The organism is Enterococcus sp. DIV1314a, from assembly GCF_051713805.1.
GTDB classification, from domain to species: domain Bacteria; phylum Bacillota; class Bacilli; order Lactobacillales; family Enterococcaceae; genus Enterococcus_I; species Enterococcus_I aquimarinus.
In genome coordinates, this window is the sequence record NZ_JBIOQP010000001.1 from 1145451 (window position 1) to 1164146 (window position 18696).

Below are 18696 nucleotides of genomic sequence, written 5' to 3' on the forward strand. Positions count from 1 at the left end.
AGGACGAAAGGAATGAAACCAAGTGGAACGCAAACAGCGCATCAACGATCAGTGGTTTTTTAGTGATACATACGAAAAGGGGCGAGAGCGAGAAACAGAGCTCTCGCGATTTGAAGCGGTTCAACTTCCGCATAATACTTTCCGTTTACCGTATCAGTATTTTGATGAAAAAAGGTATCAAAAAGAAACGTGCTATTTTAGAAAGCTACAATTGAATCCATCCGTTCGAAATATGATTCGTTTTGAAGGTGTGATGGCAGTGGCGCATGTTTATTTAAATGGGGAATATCTGATGACTCATAAAGGAGGGTATACGCCCTTTGAAGTTGAATTAAGCCCTCTTCAAGAAGAAAATATGGTCGCAGTCGTTGTGGATAGTTCAGAAAGAGCGGATGTACCACCATTTGGAGCTGCAATTGATTATTTGACTTATGGTGGGATTTATCGCGATGTCTTTTTAATTGAACGGCAAGGGATGTTTATTGAAGAACCCTTTTTTATAACGAGAAATCTTCACGCGAATACGTATCAACCGCAGCTTCAATTTCAGTTAGAAACGGCAGGAGATTTGCGTGTACGATTAACGGGAGAAGATGTCCAAATTGACGTTGATCACGTCGGTGTAATCGGAAGTAATACGGTAGCATTTCCTGAAATGACCGTTGCGGAGTGGTCGCCAGAATGCCCCCATTTATATGAGTTAACGGTTTTTGAAGAATCTGAAGTCATTTTATATCAAACAAAAGTCGGATTTCGCCGCGCTGAGTTTACAAAAGATGGATTTTATTTAAATGGGGAGCCGTATCCAATTATTGGGTTGAATCGCCACCAAGACTACCCTTATGTGGGCTATGCGATGCCCGAAGAATGGCAAGTGGAAGATGTTCGTGTCTTAAAAGAAGAATTAGGCTTAAATATGGTTCGAACGTCACACTATCCGCAAAGTCCCGCTTTTATGGCGGCTTGTGACGAGCAGGGATTGCTTGTTTTTGAAGAAATTCCTGGATGGCAACATATCGGTGACGAGGAATGGCAAGCAGTGTTATTACAAAACATTGAGGAAATGGTGCTACGTGATCGAAATCACCCGAGTATTGTCTTATGGGGTGTTCGCGTGAATGAATCGGATGATCATCATGATTTGTATACGAAGACCAATGCCTTGTGTCGGAGACTCGATCCAACGCGTCAAACAGGTGGTGTTCGTTATTTAGAAAAAAGTGAATTTTTAGAAGACGTCTATACCATGAATGATTTTTCTTATGATGGTGGCGATACCGCGCGCTTGAAACAAGAGATTGAGGTGGCAACGTATGATAATGTCCAAGTCGAACGTCGTGGATTAAGAACAGTCGAACAAGTGGCAGGTGAAAATGTTCCGTATTTAGTAACGGAATACGCAGGCCATATGTATCCAACAAAACGTTTTGATCAAGAAGAGCGTTTAATTGAACATGCGATGCGTCATGCGGTTGTGCTCAATGCGGCATATGAAAATCCTCATATTAGTGGTGCTGTGGGTTGGTGTGCGTTTGATTACCATACGCATGAAAATTTCGGTAGTGGCGATCGCATTTGTTACCACGGTGTAATGGATAATTTTCGGGTGAGTAAGTTTGCGGCAAGTGTTTATGCGAGTCAACAAGATCCCAAACAGCGACCGGTGATGGTTCCGTTGACGAATTGGACACGTGGGGACCGAAATATGGCACAAAGCGTTCCAATCTATGTTTTCACCAACTGTGATAAAATCGAAGTGTGTTATAATGGCCAATCACGCGGCTTTTATACGCGAGAAGAGGGCGGGAAATTTGCGCATTTACCCTACCCACCGATTGTGTTAAAAGAATTCAACTTTTTATGGGGAGAACCTTTTGGCCCCTTAGAGATTATTGGGTATTTAGAAGAAGAAGTAGTCACAACCAAATCGTATACGAATGAACCGGTAATTCACGATCTTGAAATGACATTGAGCCATCACACGTTGATTCAATCAGATCGCTGGGCTGCGGCGAAGCTAACCATGAAAGTTGTCGATCAAAAAGGCAATTTGTTACCTTTCTTGATGGGCAGTGTTCGAATTGAAAACCACGGTGGTGAAGTATTAGGTGGCAACGAGGTACCGTTAATTGGTGGCTCAGCCGTTTGTTGGATCCGGACTTTGCCAGAGGAAATAGATGAGATCAACATTACGGCCCGCTACGGATCATTTGAAAAACATGGGGTTATTCATGTGATTGAGCAAGCATCAAACATGACCGAGAAGTAGCCTTAAAAAGTGCACGTGATTTAGAAATTCCCCTTAATGAAAATAATCAAGTTGTCCATTCGCTCGTTTGAGTTCGATCAATTATCGATCTTAAACGGGCGCTTTTTTTGTGCCGTTAATCCGCTAGAAATTCAAGAAAAGCGATACGATAATCATAAAATTCTTTTTTTATGGCTTGCTTAAGCAAACTTTAAGTTAGCAAATTTATAGTAAGAGTCGAAAGGATGAGTGAGATGAAAAACAATGTATTTGAACGCAAAGAAACAAAATACATCTTATCAAAAGAACAACTACCGGAATTTTTAGCCGATCTAAGTTGCTATATGGAACAAGATGAACATGGATTGCATTTGATTCAATCGTTATATTATGACACCTCTTGTTATCAAATGATTCGCCATTCAATGGAAAAACCGAATTATAAAGAAAAATTTCGGGTCCGCTGTTATGGCGTGACCAATCAAGATGCCATCGTCTTTTTAGAATTAAAAAAGAAAATTCAGCGAGTAGTCTATAAACGACGGATGGCGATTCCATATTCCGTATATCAAGAATGGATTCGTGGTGGCAAACTACCTGAAGATCCCAAAAATCCCCAAATTCAACGGGAAATCGCGTGGCTCTTTCGGCAATATCCTGATTTAGCGCCGAAAGTGTTAATTAGTTATGAACGATTGTCTTACTTCGGGAAAGAAGACTCTGCCTTTCGGATTACATTCGATCAACGGATTTCCTATGAAGACACGACTCTCAATCTAGCGGACACGTCTAGTCGTCAGTTGGTAGCACCAGAGTTAGGTGTTTTGATGGAGGTCAAAGCACTCGGAGCCTATCCGTTGTGGTTTGTGGCTTTACTGAATCAATATCAATTAAAAAAATCAAGTTTTTCAAAATATGCGCAAACCTATCAGCGCCATTTATGGAATAAAGGAGAGAAAGAAAATGTTTCAAAGTGTGTATCCTAGTGATTTAACGGCGTTTACCGTACAACAATTAATGTTATGTATCATGACTTCTATTATTTTAGGGATGGTGGTCGCGTATGTTCATACGATTCGTAATACGTATACGAGAAGTTTCGTCGTAACGGTGGCGATCTTACCGCTACTTGTACAAGCAGTGATTATGTTAGTGAATGGAAACTTAGGAACAGGGATGGCGGTCTTAGGAGCCTTTAGTCTAGTACGTTTTCGTTCAGTTGCAGGAGGGTCAAGAGAAATTACAAGCATTTTTTGGTCAATGGCAATCGGGCTCGCAACCGGGATGGGCTATGTCGCCTATATTTTCTTTATCTCAGCCGTTGTAGGAATATGTTCCTTATTATTTTATCGTTCGAATATACTCTTTCGACCAGCGCCAGAAGAACGCGTACTCAAAATTTCCATTCCCGAAGATTTAGATTATCCAGGATTATTTGATGATTTGTTCCATTTGTATACAAAAGAAACGACGCTGACAACCGTTAAGACAACCACGATGGGGAGTATTTATGAATTGCGTTATCAACTGATTTTAAAAGAAAATCAAAATGAAAAACAGTTTATCGATGAGATTCGGGTGCGTAATGGCAATTTACCAGTGATGTTAGGCAATGTTGCGATGAATCGCGAAACGTTATAAAAGAAAGAAGAGGTGGATATCAATGAAGAAACCAACATTGGGTTTACTTTTGCTGGCAAGTTTATTAGCAGCTTGTCAAAACCAAACGACACCAACGACTACGAGTGAAGGCTTAGAAGAAAGTCTTGTAGAAAACGTCTCAAGTGAGGCACAAGATGATACGACAACGGTGGTCTCCGAATATTACGGCACGTATAAAGAAGAAGATTTTGAGACTGACTATGATGAAGCGTCGGCTACAACCATTACATTTGGCACGACTGCTTTGACAGGTGGGACCATGGTTGCGGTAGGAAGTGCGGATATGGCGCAAAATGTTAGTGAAAGTTCGACACAAGGAACAGTCGCGTTAACCTTTGATCAAACTCAAAGTGCGAGTCAAACCATCAGTTTATGGAATGAGGAAACCCAAGAAATGCTCTTAGCGTTCACACCGATTCGTGACTATCAATCTGTCATCATGAGTAGTCCGGATTTAATCATTGAACAAAGCTACCAAGTCCATCTAGGTGGAACAGTCACAGAGGATGTTCGAAATGGTTTTGTCTCAGAAGGTTCAATTCGTGACAGCCAAGTGACGACGAGCTTTACCTTAAGTGAAACCGTCAGTCAATTGAATCAATCAGGTGAAACGATCTCCGGTCAAATGATGGGTGGTAACGGACCACGAGGCAATGCAGGCGAAGGTATGATGACACCGCCTGTGACTGCAACACCGTAAATAATGGAAAAAACCTTTCAAAAAAGTGGCGACATGGTAAACTGAAGGCGAGGTGAGAACATGATTGAAATTTTGGTTGTGGAAGATGAAAAAGTATTATCCGAAAATATTCGAGAAATTTTGAAAGATATCGGTGAGGTTACACAAGTATATGATGGCGAAGAGGCATTGTATGAAGCCAGCAGTGGGGTCTATGATTTATTATTATTAGATTTAATGTTACCTGGTAAGCATGGCTATCAAGTGTTAGCCGAACTACGTAGTCAAAACGTTCAGACCCCTGTTTTAATCTTAACCGCCAAAGATGGATTAGATGATAAAGTTACTGGATTTCAAAAAGGTGCAGATGATTATTTGACGAAGCCCTTTTACCGGGAAGAATTATTACTCCGGGCGAAAGCCTTGTTGCGACGGTCATTGGGATTATTTGATGAACAACAAGTCAGTACAGGCGATTTGGTCTGTCAATTGGCATCCAGACAAGTGTTTTATCAAGATCAACTATTGCCGATTCAAGGGAAAGAATTTGATTTATTGGTTTACTTCATGCAAAACAAAGGGATAATCTTGACGAAAGAACAAATCTTCGATCGAATTTGGGGATTTGATTCCGAAACGACCCTTCAAGTGGTGGAAGTTTATATGAGTCACCTTCGCAAGCATTTGAAAATGGTTCAAAAGGAATCGCTCATTCACACCTTGCGTAATGTTGGCTACTTGTTCCAGGAGGACGATGCCCTTGAATCATGAACTGTCTAATAAGCAAAGAATCCGTTTTTTCTTAACGAGCGCCAGTGCCTTTGCCGCGCTTTTTGTGTTATTGGGAATTATCGTTTTCCAACTCTTACAAGTGTCAGCCTATAATCAAACAGACATGTCGTTGAGTGAGATGACCACGAATCGACCATTAATCGAAAGAGAAATCAGTCGTTTAAACCAATCAGATCCGTTTATCGATTTTCCTTTAGACAAGCCTTTACCAGAAGGAATTACGCCACAAGAAGAGTTATTTAATACGCAAATTATTTTGTGGACGGAGAATGGGGAAATTCTAAATAAAGAAGTCTTAGGTGGGCGCTACACCCAATTAAACGCGTTAACACTCGATACAACGAAATTGAATGAAATTATTCCGGTCGCATTAGCGGAGAGTAATTTATCGTTTCGCTCGATTACGATTGAAAATAGCCAAAGTCTCTCGTCAGAAGTCGCTTATATCCAATTTTTAATAAATACCAATCAGATCGATGATTCATTGACGACATTTCAGTGGATATTGTTTGTCTGCATGTTTATTTTTTGGTTGATATCGTTAGGCGTCAGTGTCTTTAGCTCTAAAATGAATATGAAGCCTCTTTTGATTGCGTGGCAAAAGCAGCAAGAGTTTGTTGAAAATGCTTCTCATGAATTACGTACGCCACTAACGATTATCCAAAATAATTTACAACACTTATTTACCAGACCGAATCAGACTATTCTCGAACAGTCACCGCGCATCGCCCAAGCATTAAGTGAGACCCGGCGTTTGACGAATTTAACGAACGACTTATTGTTAATCGCGCGTAGTGACGGGAATCAAGCAACGATTCAACCGGAAGAAACGGATGTCGATCGCTTTTTAGCACAACTGATTCAACCATTTGCTGAAATTGCTGAAATGCAAGACAAAGCGTTTCACTTCACCAATGAGATCAGCGAACCACTAAGTTTTGACGCTAGCAAAATCCATCAAGTATTGGTAATTTTATTAGATAATGCACTGAAGTATACGCAAGCCAAGGATGAGATTCAACTCGTAGCTAAACAAATCAATCCGAAATGGTGGCAAGTCGTCGTCCGAAATACAGGAAGTACGATTCCAGATACGCAAAAAAAATTAATTTTTGAACGCTTTTATCGAGAAGAACAATCCCGTAACCAAGAAACAGGCGGTTATGGCTTAGGTCTAGCAATTGCGAAACAAATTGTCAAAAATCATCACGGGAAATTGTTTGTCAGTGATTGGACAAATCAAGGCGTTCAGTTCACGCTCCAACTACCGATTATCCAAAAAAATCTCCACACCGAAAAAAACTAAAGACGTCCATCCAATCTTGGCTTAACACGCGAAGATTGGATGGACGCTTTCGTTTCTCTATGATGAGTTTGTTTATTCTACCGTCACCGATTTAGCTAAATTCCGTGGTTTATCCACGTCATAGCCACGCTCAAGTGTCGCATAATAAGCGAGTAATTGCGTCGGTACAACGGAGACGAGACTCATTAATAAAGGATGGGCTTTCGGTAAAATAATTTGATCTGATGCTTGAGCAAAAGTAGTTTCGGAAATCACGAGCGTTTTCGCACCGCGACTTTTCACTTCTTCTAAGTTTCCGCGCGTGTGCAGATGTGTCACTTCACTCGTAATCAGCCCGATAACAGGTGTACCATCTTCAATTAAGGCAATGGTTCCATGCTTTAATTCGCCGGCTGCAAATCCTTCTGCTTGAATATAAGAAATTTCTTTTAGCTTCAAGGCAGCTTCGAGTGATACGGCATAATCATTTCCGCGCCCGATGAAAAAGGCACTGTTTGTGTCACGAAAGAAGTCTTTGGCTAACTGATGAATGTGCTCTTTTTGCGTCAATACTTGTGTCATTGCTTCTTCCACCAAAGTTAGCTCCTGTAAAAGATTCAGTTGACTGTCCTCTTTTTCTAACTGGATGGCGTAAGCTAAAATGCTTAACAACGCAATTTGTGCGGTATAAGCTTTCGTTGAGGCTACTGCAATTTCTGGACCTGCTTCTAAAGAGAGTGCGTACTTCGCTTCGCGAGCGAGCGTGGATCCTGGAACATTCGTAATCGCTAAAGAAGGGGCGCCCAGTTGATTTGTTTTGACTAATACTTGACGACTATCCGCGGTCTCGCCACTTTGACTTAAATAAATGAAAAACGGTTTTTTCGCCAAGATTGGCGTATAATAACCAAATTCACTCGCCAGATGCACTTCTACCGGCACTTTTGTCAGTGTTTCGAAAAAGGCTTTAGAGGCTAACCCTGCATGATAACTCGTTCCGCATGCAACGATATAGATGCGTTCACTCGCACTGATTTCTTGTAAGAGGGTATCGTCTAGTAAAACATTCCCGTGAAAGTCAAAGTATTTTTGTTGTAAACGACGTAATACCAGGGGTTGTTCTTCAATTTCTTTTAGCATATAAAATGGATAGGTACCTTTATCAATCGCTGTGTTATCAATTTCAGCGGTATAAGGTGCACGGTCAATGACATTTCCTGCGGCATCTTCTAAGACCATGCTGTTAGTTGTCAGCGTCACAAAGTCGCCATCAAACAATTCAATAAATTGATTCGTTTGATGGATCATCGCTAAGGCATCGCTCCCGACAAGATGAAAGTCACTCCCGCAACCAATCAATAGCGGACTTTTATTCTTTGCAACGTATAACGTATCGACATCATTCGTATCGATTAACGCGAAAGCATACGAACCTTGGAGTAAGCGTAGCGTTTGCTTGAAGGCCTCTTTCACGCTCAGATTTTCAGCTTCCATGCGTTGTTCAATCACATTCGCAACCACTTCGGTATCCGTCTCGCCAACGAGCTGATAACCTGCTAAGTAGTCTTCTTTCAACGAACGGTAATTTTCAATCACACCATTATGAACAAGCACGACCTTACCGTGCTGTGATACGTGGGGATGCGCATTCTCCTCGCTTGGAATTCCGTGAGTGGCCCAACGTGTATGTCCAATCCCAAGGGTCCCCGTTGTTTCTGACGTCATTTTTTCAGCCAATTGTTTAATCGGACCTTGTGCTTTCACTAAATGCCTTTCGTTTTGATTAGCGACATAGACTCCTGCTGAATCATAGCCTCGGTATTCCAACCGTTCTAAGCCTTTCAAAAGTACTTCTGAGACATTTTCGTTCCCAATCATTCCGACAATTCCACACATAATTTGCCTTCCTACTTTCCTATTCAATTTTTGGAAGGTTTCTATCTGCTGGTAAATCTTTTGTAGCACTTTCGCAAGTGGATTTGTAATTTACCTATAGGGTGCAGTCCCTGAAGCCATCCGCCGAATATTTCGATAAGCTTCATCCTCGTCATCTGTTAAGACAGATCTGGCGCTATTCCGTTTTGATTATTCTCCTTCTTATTTTCGTAGAAACCTAGAAAAAGCATAACTTTTGTCAGCACATCTGTCAATTTATTTTTTTGAATCACGGATAAAAAAGCGTTTTTACAGCTGATATTCTCAACTTATGACGTAAAAGAGCAAAGGCAGATTGACAATTTTGGCCTTTTTAGCCATATTGAAAGGAGTCTAAGAGGGGTCCGTAAAGACGTTGTTATAAATATATTCAAGAAATTAGAAAGGAAGAACGCAATGCAAAAACGATTAATAAAACCAACCTTGGAGTGGGAAAAACCGATTCAAGTGTTTCGAGAAGAAATGGTGGATACACAAAGTATCTTAGCTGGAGTGGGCTCTTTGCGTGAAAATGCAGATGTAGAAGCGTGGCTTCAAAGAATTTCTCAGTTCGAAAATCCTGCCACCGTACCAGAAGGCTTAGTAAGAAGTCTTCAATATATTTATGTCGATATTTCGCAACAAAAAGTCATCGGAATGAGCCAATTACGTTGTGAATTAAATGACTATTTAAAACATTTTGGCGGACATATCGGTTACTCAATTGCACCAAGTGAGCGACGCAAGGGTAACGGAAAAGCGATGTTACAAGCGTGCTTAACAAAAGCCAAAGAAGAAGGATTATCAGAAGTATTGATTACTTGTGATCCTTCAAATGAAGGCAGCCGTGGGGTCATACTGGGTTGTGGTGGACGCTATCAAGAAACAGTCTATCATCCAGAGGAAGCGCGGTATTATGAGCATTATTGGCTTGAATGCTAAGCTTGAATCATCATCCAAAACGTCAAAAAATATTTCACCATGATAAAACCGACCACTAAAAGTTCGCGCTTAATCGAACTTTTGGAGATCGGTTTACAATTGAGGTTGTATAAAATTTAGTGAGGATGGACTATTCCTTTATCTCTACCGCATGAATAAACAAACGACCGTTTTCGATCGTATAGTTACAGGTAATAAGGGTTAAAATTTGATCTTCGGCTGAAACGTTTGTCTCGGTTGAAAAAAGTGATTTTTCTTCTCGAGGGAGTGTATTTTTAATTTTCACTAGCGCTTGCTTTCTTTTCATAATGCCTCTTTTCAAAGATCAAAGAAAGGATTAACGAAATTGATATAAAAAAATCTTTCCGCAATCGAAGGTTCGATTGTTGAAAGATTTTTTATGTCTAAACAATAAATTCTTGGTTCCATTAACAGCTGCTATCAGTCCATCATGCGATTATGCTGACGACCCATGCCCCACATTTCTCGCTTACCAAAAGAATCACGACCATGACAATCACGATTAGTATCGTCCATCCACTCATTCATCTCTTCTGCTTCTTCGGGTGAAAGATTGCCACGTTCGACTTGTTCTTTTAAATGTTCACGACGCTCTTGCTCAGTTGTGCGAGTAGTGTCATCAATGGGCTCAAACCTTTCAGAAGCATTTGTTCCATTATCTGAGTTAGCAAAGACTGACATAGAAGTCATACCTGCAGCAAAAAGGACAGCTACCGCAATGATGATTTTTGTTAATTTTTTCATAAAAAATCTCTCCCATCTATTTTTGAAACGAATACTCGCTTCTTTGATATAGTTATCATAACAAAAAATGATGGCGAAAGTGTGTCACATCTGTTCCAAATGAGTGGCAGTTAGTTTTTTTACTTTTGAAAAATCAAACGTAAAGCGCGCACCGCCAGTTTCTGCGTTTGTTGCTTGTAAAGTCATTTGGTGACGCTGTGCAATTTGTTTGGCAATTGATAAGCCAAGTCCTGTCCCAATTTTATTTTTTTCGCCATAAGTTTTGTGGAAGCGATCGAAAATATAAGGAAGTTCTGAGGCTTCAATTCCTGGACCTTGATCAGAAATGATGAGACGATCGTCGGTTAATTGAATCCTAATTCGGCTATGCTTCGGCGAAAATTTAATTGCATTATCTAAAATGACTAAAAACATCTGTCGTAAGCGCCCGTAATCACCGCAAATAACGAGAGGAACAGCTGTCATCGAATAATCCAATGTTATTTCTTTTAGGCGAGATAAGTGTTCAGCACTTCGTAAAGCATCTTTTAGGACGTCTTGGAGACTGAGTGGGGTCTTTTCGATTGTAAAGTCTAAGTTTTGTAATCGGGCTAAATCAAGTAAATCGCCGACTAAGCGTTCCAGAAATTTTGCTTCTGTTAGCATCTGTTGGTGATAAGCTTCGACTTTTTCAGGTTCAGTAATGACTTTGTCCGTTAGTGCTTCGAGAGAACCACGCATGACGGTAATCGGAGTCCGTAATTCATGAGAGATATTGGCGACGAATTCTTGCCGCATTTGTTCTAACTTCTCACTTGCTTGACTGGCTTCAGCTAATTGCAGTGCCAAAGTATCAATGGCTTGGGATAGTTCGCCAATCTCATCTTTTTGTGAAACGTTCGTTTTTGCCTGATAATCACCTTGTGCTAAGCGTAAAGCGGCAACTTTCATTTTTGATAACGGTTTTGTAAACGAATAGGCTAAGAAAGAAACGAGTACTAACGCTAACAGTAACGCAATTAGTAAGCTAATTCCTAACAATTTAAGCCCTTGATTAATAGCTGCTTTCGTACTGTCGATCGCCGAATGAATTAAAATAGCCCCCCAAATGTTGCCATCAGCATCACGAATCGGTGTTCCCACGGTTAATGTTTGCTGATTGAGCGACTCGCTAAATCCTTCGCTCACCCTCGTTTCTCCTTGGAAAATAAGGGGAATCATCGCCTCAGCATTACTGGGTAAGTCACGAAGATTGTCTTTTTGAGTCGCCGCATGACGCGCTCCCATATGAGTGTTTTCACCAGTCGCTAAGAGATTGAACGCTTCGTCGACTAACCAAACGTGATCACCTGCTACTTCTTGAATAAAGCGCAGATAGGCACTTGTATCACTCATCATTCGTTGATGGCTGCTCGCGTTTGCGTCATCCGTCAGTTCCTGAGCAATCGCTTGGGCGTAGTGAGTGAGTTCCTCGCGATGAACGGTCATCATCGAATGTTTAAACAGAAAAAAGAAAATCGTCCCAATCGTGATGGCGAATAGGAGGAGTGTTGTCGTCAAATAGAGCCCTAATTTCGTCGCGATTCTACTATTTTTCATGCGAAATAACCTCAAATTTATATCCGACTCCCCAAATAGTTTTAATTGCCCAATTAGGATGTATCTGTTTTCCTAATTTTCCGCGTAGCCGCTTAATATGACTATCCACGGTTCGAGTATCCCCAAAATAATCAAAACCCCAAAGTAAGTTTAAGAGTTCTTCACGCGTATAGGCTTTTTGAGGATGGTTCGCTAATGTCCACAATAAATCAATTTCTTTTTTTGTCAGTAAAATGTTTTCGCCATTGATTGAAACGGTGTAGTCGTCTAAATTAATCGTTAAATTATCATAGGTCAAACATTGTGGTTGGTTATCCTCTCGTATAATCCGGCGCATGACGGCCTTAATTCGAGCCATGACTTCACCTGGAGAAAAAGGTTTCACGATATAATCATCCGCCCCAATTTCTAGCCCCATAATCCGTTCAAAATCCTCCCCGCGTGCCGTAATCATTAAAATCGGAACATTGGAAGTCTCACGAATTTCTCGACAAACAGCAAAGCCATCTTTTTTCGGCATCATCACATCCAGTAAAACGACATCAGGTTTTTCGCTTTTGAATAAACGTAGCGCTTCGATACCATCATAAGCGATGATGACTTGGTAATGATTTTTCTGGGCATACTCCGCTAAAATCGCCGTAATTTGTTGGTTATCATCGACAATTAATAATTTTTGCATCGTAAACTCCTCCTCTTCGCGATTATATAAGAATAGTGTGGCACTTTTGTGTCAAACGGCTTTTTCTTTAAGTGAGATACCAGAAAAGCAGAGGACGATTACTTTTTTTATTTTATCGAAATATCAAGATAGTCTATAAAAGACAATAAGAAAGTTCAAGTTTTTTTCTCGAAAGCTTGTTAAGATTAAATAGCAGATATGAAAACGCTTTATAAGGTGTGCGACGTTCCGTGCTTACTTTTTAGTTGTACGAAGTTCTGTCATCACTGCTGCACTTTCAGCTTTTGAATAGATGTGTTGGCGATCGATTTGCTCGTGGCCACTATGCGTGGTCGTGATTGTCGCTCGTTGATTCATCTGATTGCGAAATTGTTTGGGTGTTTGGTGGTAAAGATCTTTAAAGGCACGATTTAAGTAGCGCAAGTCCGAAAAGCCACAAGCTTCGCTGATGTGGAGTAAACCGTGATCGGTATTACTTAATAGGAAATACGCTTTTTCACAGCGTATAACGTTTAAGTAGTGTTGAAAGGAGAGACCAAAATTCTTATGAAAAAAATGGGATAAGTAATTGACCGATAAGTTTTCTTGTTTGGCAATATCTGCTAAGAATAATGTTTCGTGGTAATGCTGCTGGATATAGTGACTAATCCGGCGAATGCGTTCTTGACGTGCGAAGTGAGCCCCTTGTTTGGCTTCAGGGATTAATTCGTAAGGCGCACATTGTAGTAAATAATACAGAACAAGTGAGGCGTGGCCGTGACACGCTAACGCAAAATAATCTTCTTCTTGAAAGAACGAATCACAAGTCGTAAATAAATGGTGTAATAACTCTTTAAAAAACGGTCGCTCGTTTAGGTTAAGTGCCTGATTATGAAACGAAATTTCATTAATCTGTGGAAAAAAAGTTGCAAATTCTTTTGTCCCTAATTGTAAAATCAGTAGTTTTGCTTGTTCTTTAGAGAGCAGTTCATGTAGCTGACAGGAATTAATGACCAGACATTCCTGTTCTTGTACGGTTATTTTTCGGCCTTCCGTTTGGACAATTAATTGTCCTTTTAAAACGTAAATAAGCTCCAAATCCGTATGCAAGTGGGGACGCCGATAATTCATATCAATTAAGAACGCATGGACGCCTTTTGATTGACGATGCTCAATCAGTTCAAATTCATTCGACATTATTTTGACTCCCTTCTATCTCATAATATAAAGGATGTCAGATTCATTATCAAATAAAAATTAGGAGGAAATAACAATGGCATATTTTGAAAACATCAACAAAGTTCAATACGAAGGGGTAAAGACGGACAATCCATTTGCTTTTCGTCATTACAATCCTGAAGAAATCGTCTTAGGTAAAACAATGAAGGAACATTTACGTTTTGGAATTGCTTATTGGCATACCATGACACAAGATGGATCAGACCCATTTGGTAGTCCAGTCAATATCCGTAATTGGTGGGGAGAAACACCAATGGAAACAGCTAAAAATCGCGTAGAAGCTTTCTTTGAAATTTTAGAAAAATTAGGCGTCGAGTATTTTTGTTTCCATGACGTCGACGTTGCACCAGAAGGCGATTCATTAGAAGAATTTTTCCAAAACATTGATGAAATTACGGATTTAATCAAAGAAAAAATGGATCAAACAGGCATTAAACTCTTATGGAATACAGCAAATATGTTCTCCAATCCACGCTTTGTGAATGGTGCAGCGTCTTCAAATAATGCAGATGTCTTTGCTCATTCGGCTGCGCAAGTGAAAAAAGGCCTTGATATTAGTAAAAAATTAGGCGGCGAGAACTATGTTTTCTGGGGTGGTCGTGAAGGCTATGAGTCGTTACTAAATACCGATATGAAATTAGAACAAGACAACATTGCCCGCTTATTCAAAATGGCGATTGCCTATGGGGAAAAAATCAATCATAAACCACAATTTTTAATTGAACCAAAACCAAAAGAGCCATCAAGTCACCAATACGATTACGATGCCGCAACTGCGATGGCATTCATTCAAAAATATGGATTAGAAGGCGACTTCAAATTAAACTTAGAAGGCAACCATGCGACGCTAGCAGGTCATACGTTTGAACATGAGCTAGCAGTAGCGCGTTGTTATGATGCATTAGGATCAATTGATGCCAATCAAGGTCACCCGTTACTCGGTTGGGATACAGATGAATTCCCGACGAATGTTCACGATACGACCCTTGTGATGGTAGAACTGTTAGAAAATGGAGGCATTGCACCAGGTGGGATTAATTTTGACTCTAAAGTTCGCCGTTCATCGTTTGCAATGGAAGACTTATTCTTAGCACATATTGCGGGAATGGATACGTATGCACGTGGCTTAAAAGCAGCAGCTGCCCTCAAAGAAGCTCGTTTCTTTGATGAACTAAAAGAAAAACGTTACGCAAGTTATACAACGGGTATTGGTGCGAAAATCGTGGCGGGTGAAGAAGATTTAGAAAGCTTAACCACGTATGCTTTAGCAAATGACGAAATAAAAATGGAATCAGATCACTTAGAATTTGTTAAATCTCGTTTAAATGATTTTTTATTCTAAGCATGAAGAGGTGAGAAAATGGCTTACGTTTTAGGACTTGATTTAGGGACGAGTTCCTTAAAAGGCTTATTGATGAATGAAAAAGGTGAATCTTGTGGAACTGCCACAGCGGATTATCCGTTACTCCATCCCGCCTCTGGCTATAGTGAGCAAGATCCAGCAGAGTGGATTCGCGCATGCGAAATCGTTTTTGAAACTTTGAAAGCGGCGGTTCCTGATTTTACCGAGGAACTACAAGGCATTAGTTTTTCTGGTCAAATGCATAGTCTAGTCGTCTTAAATGACGAACAAGAGGTGTTACGCCCAGCAATTTTATGGAATGATGTACGAACGAGTGCCCAATGTGCCAAGATTATGGCAACATTTGGCGATGACTTGTTAGCTATTACCCAAAATATTGCTTTAGAAGGCTTTACGCTACCTAAGATTCTTTGGCTTCAAGAAAATGAACCTGAAATTTGGCAAGAAGTCCGTCACTTGCTATTACCAAAAGATTATTTAGGTTTTTGGCTAACGGGTCAACAACATATGGATTATTCGGATGCAGCAGGAACCTTACTATTGGATGTTGCGAAAAAAGAGTGGTCGACTGAGATACTCAATCAGTTTGCCATTCCCGCAACGTATTTACCACCATTAATTGATTCCCAAGGAAAAACAGGCGTGATTCGCCCAGCATTAAGGCAGCGTTTTGGTTTTAAACACGAGATCCAAGTATTTGCTGGTGGTGCTGATAATGCTTGTGCGGCAATTGGTGCAGGTATTTTAGAGGTTGAAACAGGCATGGTCAGCATTGGAACATCGGGTGTCTTTTTATCATATGAAGATACGAAAATCCCCCATTATGCAGGCCAGCTCCACCTGTTTAATCATGGACTAAAAGATCGTTACTATTCAATGGGGGTAACATTGGCAGCCGGCCATAGTTTAAGTTGGTTTAAAGAAACATTTGCAAAAGACCTCAGTTTTGAAGAATTGTTAGCTGGTGTGGGAAACATTGGTCCAGGCGCTAACGGATTACTTTTCACACCTTATATTGTCGGTGAACGAACACCGCATGTGGATAGTCGAGTTCGGGGGAGCTTTATCGGAATTGATACGACGCATACCCTGTCCCATTTTAGCAGAGCCGTTTTGGAAGGCATTACGTTTTCATTAAAAGACAGCCAACAATTAATGGAAACCATCGCTGGAAAAACGTTTGACAAAATTATTTCTGTCGGTGGTGGTGCCAAAAATCCCGAATGGTTACAAATTCAAGCTGATATTTTCGGGACTGAGATTCTTTGCCTCGAAGTAGAAGAAGGACCTGGACTTGGTGCGGCGATGTTAGCCGCAACGGGACTCGGTTGGTTTGCAAGCCTCCAAGAGTGTTCGGATACTTTTGTTTCGTACAAAAAAGGGGCGAGTCCAATCCCAACTAATGTCGAAAAATACCAAAAAATCTATGAGACGTATCAAAAGGTCTATGCGGCAACGAAAGACATTTGTTATGAATTAGGAGAATAACAAAAAATTGGGCTGTATGATTTGTAGTGTTGATAGAGAATCTCTTTAAGATTTTCTTTCAACACTTTTTTGATTTTTTAAAGGAAAAGCAAGATAAACGATATATGAAAGGAATTTTAGATAAAATGAGAGATAAATGTTGGTTAAGTAAGCAAGTGGATCGTGCTTTTTTCAATTCATTTCAAATCGATTCTAAGGATTTAATTTCGAATACAATAATCAAAGAAATGCCTATTTTATTTAAAGAAATTGAAAAAGTTTCTCAAAATGCAGCTATTTTATTTCAATTAATTCAAGATGATTCTTTAGGCGAAGAAGGATTTAACATTAAAAAATGTGAATCGACGATTATTCAAGCAAATACGTCAAAAGGACTTCTTTACGGGATGTACCGTCTATATGAAGAAATATTATTAGGAAATCAATTCGAAGAAATTATATCAATTCCAGACCAATCCATTCGTATGATTAATCATTGGGATAATATCGATGGGACAATTGAGCGCGGCTATGCAGGAAAATCAATTTTTTATGCGAATAATCAGTTTCGACGGGATTGGACAATTGTCCATGAATATGCTCGATTGCTAGCATCGATCGGAATTAATGCGTTAAGCATCAATAATGTAAACGTACACAAAGTTGAAACGAGATTAATAACAATGGATTTTATCGAGGACTTAAAAACGATGAATGCTATTTTTTCATCTTATGGAATTAAGCTGTTTTTGAGTATAAACTTTGCTTCGCCCATTACAATTGGTCGTTTAGAAACGGCAGATCCCTTAGATGAGAGAGTTCAAAATTTTTGGCAGAAGATAGTCTCTAATTTATATAAAGAAATCCCGACATTTGGTGGGTTTGTCGTAAAAGCCGATTCTGAAGGGGAACCCGGTCCGTTTGCATATGGCAGAGGACACGATGATGGCGCTAATATGTTCGCTGAAATTCTGAAGCCATTTGGTGGAATTTGTATCTGGCGTTGTTTCGTATATAACTGTAAACAAGATTGGCGCGATCGGAGTATTGATCGGGCAAGAGCAGCATATGATCATTTTATGCCACTTGATGGTCGTTTTTCTGACAATGTCATTTTACAAATCAAATTAGGCTCGCTTGATTTTCAAGTGAAAGAACCAGTATCTCCCCTATTTGGCGGTTTGAGAAAAACAAATCAAATCATTGAATTCCAACTTACGCAAGAGTATACAGGTCAACAAAGAGCGGTCTACTATCAAGCCCCTGTTTGGAAAGAAGCACTTGATTTTGATACAAAACATGATTATTCTCCAAGTGTCGTCAAAGGTTTATTGAAGTCTAATTCAATCGATTCTAAGAATTCAGGGATATGTGCTGTAGGAGTAGTAGGGATGGATGAGAATTGGACACATCATAAATTAATGCAAAGTAATATTTATGCTTATGGGAAGTTATGTTGGGACAATCAACTGACCAGTGAAGAAATGGCAAATAATTGGAGTAAATTAAGTTTTATTCTAAGTGACCAAGGTCATAAAACGGTATCTGAAATATTAATCACTTCTAGAGAAACATACCGTTTATACAATGCTCCTAATGGTGTTGGCTTCATGTGCAAACCACATATCCATTATGGTCCTGATGTGGATGGCTATGAATACGATCGCTGGGGAACGTATCATTTCGCAGATCGCAATGGGATTGGTAATAATCGATCCAAAACAGGTACGAAATATGTCGAACAATATTCAAGCCAACGTTGTGAAGAATATCATAACGTAAAAACGTGTCCAGATGATTTGTTGCTATGGTTTCATTACGTGAAATACGACCATAAACTCCAAAATGGAAAGACGCTGATTCAAGATATCTATGATAACCATTTTGAAGGTGTGGAGCGAGTTCAAAAATATATTGCACAATGGCAGACTTTGGAAAATGAAATCGATGAGGAAAGTTATTCGAATGTCAGTGGATTACTAGACGAACAGTATGACATGGCTATTGAGTGGAGAGATCAAATTAACACGTATTTTTTCAGAAAGTCAGGTATTTCTGATAAATATAATAGGAATATTTATAACTAAACGAATGATTGTAG

General features: G+C 39.9%; 16 protein-coding genes. 10 read left to right on the plus strand and 6 right to left on the minus strand.

The features are described from left to right. Positions 1 to 22 precede the first annotated feature (22 nt). From IGI68_RS05525 to IGI68_RS05550, 6 genes are all read left to right on the plus strand, one after another. Positions 23 to 2269, plus strand: a complete 2247-nt coding sequence (locus tag IGI68_RS05525; protein WP_438731178.1) for a glycoside hydrolase family 2 TIM barrel-domain containing protein — start codon at positions 23 to 25, stop codon at positions 2267 to 2269. 233 nt (positions 2270 to 2502) lie between these two features. Continuing rightward, positions 2503 to 3234, plus strand: a complete 732-nt coding sequence (locus IGI68_RS05530; RefSeq protein WP_438731181.1) for a polyphosphate polymerase domain-containing protein — start codon at positions 2503 to 2505, stop codon at positions 3232 to 3234. After that, on the plus strand, positions 3212 to 3889 hold the full coding sequence (locus tag IGI68_RS05535; RefSeq protein WP_438731184.1) for a DUF4956 domain-containing protein: 678 nt from the start codon (positions 3212 to 3214) through the stop codon (positions 3887 to 3889). Before IGI68_RS05530 ends, IGI68_RS05535 begins: the two co-directional genes overlap by 23 nt. A gap of 22 nt (positions 3890 to 3911) precedes the next feature. Beyond that, positions 3912 to 4610 carry a hypothetical protein gene (locus IGI68_RS05540; protein ID WP_438731187.1) on the plus strand — a complete coding sequence of 233 codons (699 nt, stop codon included), beginning with the start codon at positions 3912 to 3914 and terminating at the stop codon, positions 4608 to 4610. A gap of 60 nt (positions 4611 to 4670) precedes the next feature. Then, positions 4671 to 5360, plus strand: a complete 690-nt coding sequence (locus IGI68_RS05545) for a response regulator transcription factor (RefSeq protein ID WP_438731190.1) — start codon at positions 4671 to 4673, stop codon at positions 5358 to 5360. Beyond that, on the plus strand, positions 5350 to 6687 hold the full coding sequence (locus IGI68_RS05550) for a sensor histidine kinase (protein WP_438731193.1): 1338 nt from the start codon (positions 5350 to 5352) through the stop codon (positions 6685 to 6687). The genes IGI68_RS05545 and IGI68_RS05550 overlap by 11 nt, the downstream gene beginning before the upstream one ends. Positions 6688 to 6759: 72 nt before the next feature. On the opposite strand, the gene glmS is transcribed toward IGI68_RS05550, so the two are convergent. Further along, entirely contained in the window at positions 6760 to 8562 is a 1803-nt protein-coding gene (glmS, locus tag IGI68_RS05555) for a glutamine--fructose-6-phosphate transaminase (isomerizing) (protein ID WP_438731196.1), read from the minus strand. A gap of 435 nt (positions 8563 to 8997) precedes the next feature. Here glmS and IGI68_RS05560 point away from each other — a divergent pair, with 435 nt between their 5' ends. Next, positions 8998 to 9522, plus strand: coding sequence for a GNAT family N-acetyltransferase (locus IGI68_RS05560; protein ID WP_438731199.1), 525 nt, complete (start codon positions 8998 to 9000; stop codon positions 9520 to 9522). Between the two features lie 130 nt (positions 9523 to 9652). Here IGI68_RS05560 and IGI68_RS05565 read toward each other — a convergent pair whose 3' ends face one another. The 5 genes from IGI68_RS05565 to IGI68_RS05585 form a co-directional block, all read right to left on the minus strand. Continuing rightward, positions 9653 to 9829 (minus strand): hypothetical protein, encoded by a 177-nt coding sequence (locus IGI68_RS05565; protein ID WP_438731202.1) that lies wholly within the window; start codon positions 9827 to 9829, stop codon positions 9653 to 9655. Positions 9830 to 9963: 134 nt separating this feature from the next. Further along, on the minus strand, positions 9964 to 10287 hold the full coding sequence (locus tag IGI68_RS05570; RefSeq protein WP_438731205.1) for a hypothetical protein: 324 nt from the start codon (positions 10285 to 10287) through the stop codon (positions 9964 to 9966). Between the two features lie 84 nt (positions 10288 to 10371). Next, a complete protein-coding gene (locus tag IGI68_RS05575) occupies positions 10372 to 11865 on the minus strand; it encodes an ATP-binding protein (protein ID WP_438731208.1) in 1494 nt (497 codons plus the stop codon). Next, positions 11855 to 12547 (minus strand): response regulator transcription factor, encoded by a 693-nt coding sequence (locus tag IGI68_RS05580; protein ID WP_071875262.1) that lies wholly within the window; start codon positions 12545 to 12547, stop codon positions 11855 to 11857. Before IGI68_RS05580 ends, IGI68_RS05575 begins: the two co-directional genes overlap by 11 nt. Before the next feature lie 234 nt (positions 12548 to 12781). After that, positions 12782 to 13723 (minus strand): AraC family transcriptional regulator, encoded by a 942-nt coding sequence (locus IGI68_RS05585; protein ID WP_438731212.1) that lies wholly within the window; start codon positions 13721 to 13723, stop codon positions 12782 to 12784. Between the two features lie 76 nt (positions 13724 to 13799). On the opposite strand from IGI68_RS05585, the gene xylA reads away from it, so the two are divergent. From xylA to IGI68_RS05600, 3 genes are all read left to right on the plus strand, one after another. Then, positions 13800 to 15107: a xylose isomerase gene (gene xylA / locus IGI68_RS05590; protein WP_438731215.1), complete on the plus strand. Its 1308-nt coding sequence runs from the start codon at positions 13800 to 13802 to the stop codon at positions 15105 to 15107. A gap of 18 nt (positions 15108 to 15125) precedes the next feature. Next, positions 15126 to 16616, plus strand: coding sequence for a xylulokinase (gene xylB / locus IGI68_RS05595; RefSeq protein ID WP_438731218.1), 1491 nt, complete (start codon positions 15126 to 15128; stop codon positions 16614 to 16616). Between the two features lie 125 nt (positions 16617 to 16741). Continuing rightward, entirely contained in the window at positions 16742 to 18682 is a 1941-nt protein-coding gene (locus IGI68_RS05600; protein ID WP_438731221.1) for an alpha-glucuronidase, read from the plus strand. The last annotated feature ends 14 nt before the right edge of the window (positions 18683 to 18696 follow it).

Bases quoted from the DNA above. Each gene is read 5' to 3' on its own strand.
- IGI68_RS05570 (WP_438731205.1), bottom strand. From the start codon at position 10,287: ATGAAAAAATTAACAAAAATCATCATTGCGGTAGCTGTCCTTTTTGCT.
- IGI68_RS05565 (WP_438731202.1), bottom strand. From the start codon at position 9,829: ATGAAAAGAAAGCAAGCGCTAGTGAAAATTAAAAATACACTCCCTCGA.
- xylA (WP_438731215.1), top strand. From the start codon at position 13,800: ATGGCATATTTTGAAAACATCAACAAAGTTCAATACGAAGGGGTAAAG.
- IGI68_RS05545 (WP_438731190.1), top strand. From the start codon at position 4,671: ATGATTGAAATTTTGGTTGTGGAAGATGAAAAAGTATTATCCGAAAAT.
- xylB (WP_438731218.1), top strand. From the start codon at position 15,126: ATGGCTTACGTTTTAGGACTTGATTTAGGGACGAGTTCCTTAAAAGGC.
- IGI68_RS05600 (WP_438731221.1), top strand. From the start codon at position 16,742: ATGAGAGATAAATGTTGGTTAAGTAAGCAAGTGGATCGTGCTTTTTTC.
- IGI68_RS05560 (WP_438731199.1), top strand. From the start codon at position 8,998: ATGCAAAAACGATTAATAAAACCAACCTTGGAGTGGGAAAAACCGATT.
- IGI68_RS05535 (WP_438731184.1), top strand. From the start codon at position 3,212: ATGTTTCAAAGTGTGTATCCTAGTGATTTAACGGCGTTTACCGTACAA.
- IGI68_RS05530 (WP_438731181.1), top strand. From the start codon at position 2,503: ATGAAAAACAATGTATTTGAACGCAAAGAAACAAAATACATCTTATCA.
- glmS (WP_438731196.1), bottom strand. From the start codon at position 8,562: ATGTGTGGAATTGTCGGAATGATTGGGAACGAAAATGTCTCAGAAGTA.
- IGI68_RS05585 (WP_438731212.1), bottom strand. From the start codon at position 13,723: ATGTCGAATGAATTTGAACTGATTGAGCATCGTCAATCAAAAGGCGTC.
- IGI68_RS05580 (WP_071875262.1), bottom strand. From the start codon at position 12,547: ATGCAAAAATTATTAATTGTCGATGATAACCAACAAATTACGGCGATT.
- IGI68_RS05540 (WP_438731187.1), top strand. From the start codon at position 3,912: ATGAAGAAACCAACATTGGGTTTACTTTTGCTGGCAAGTTTATTAGCA.
- IGI68_RS05575 (WP_438731208.1), bottom strand. From the start codon at position 11,865: ATGAAAAATAGTAGAATCGCGACGAAATTAGGGCTCTATTTGACGACA.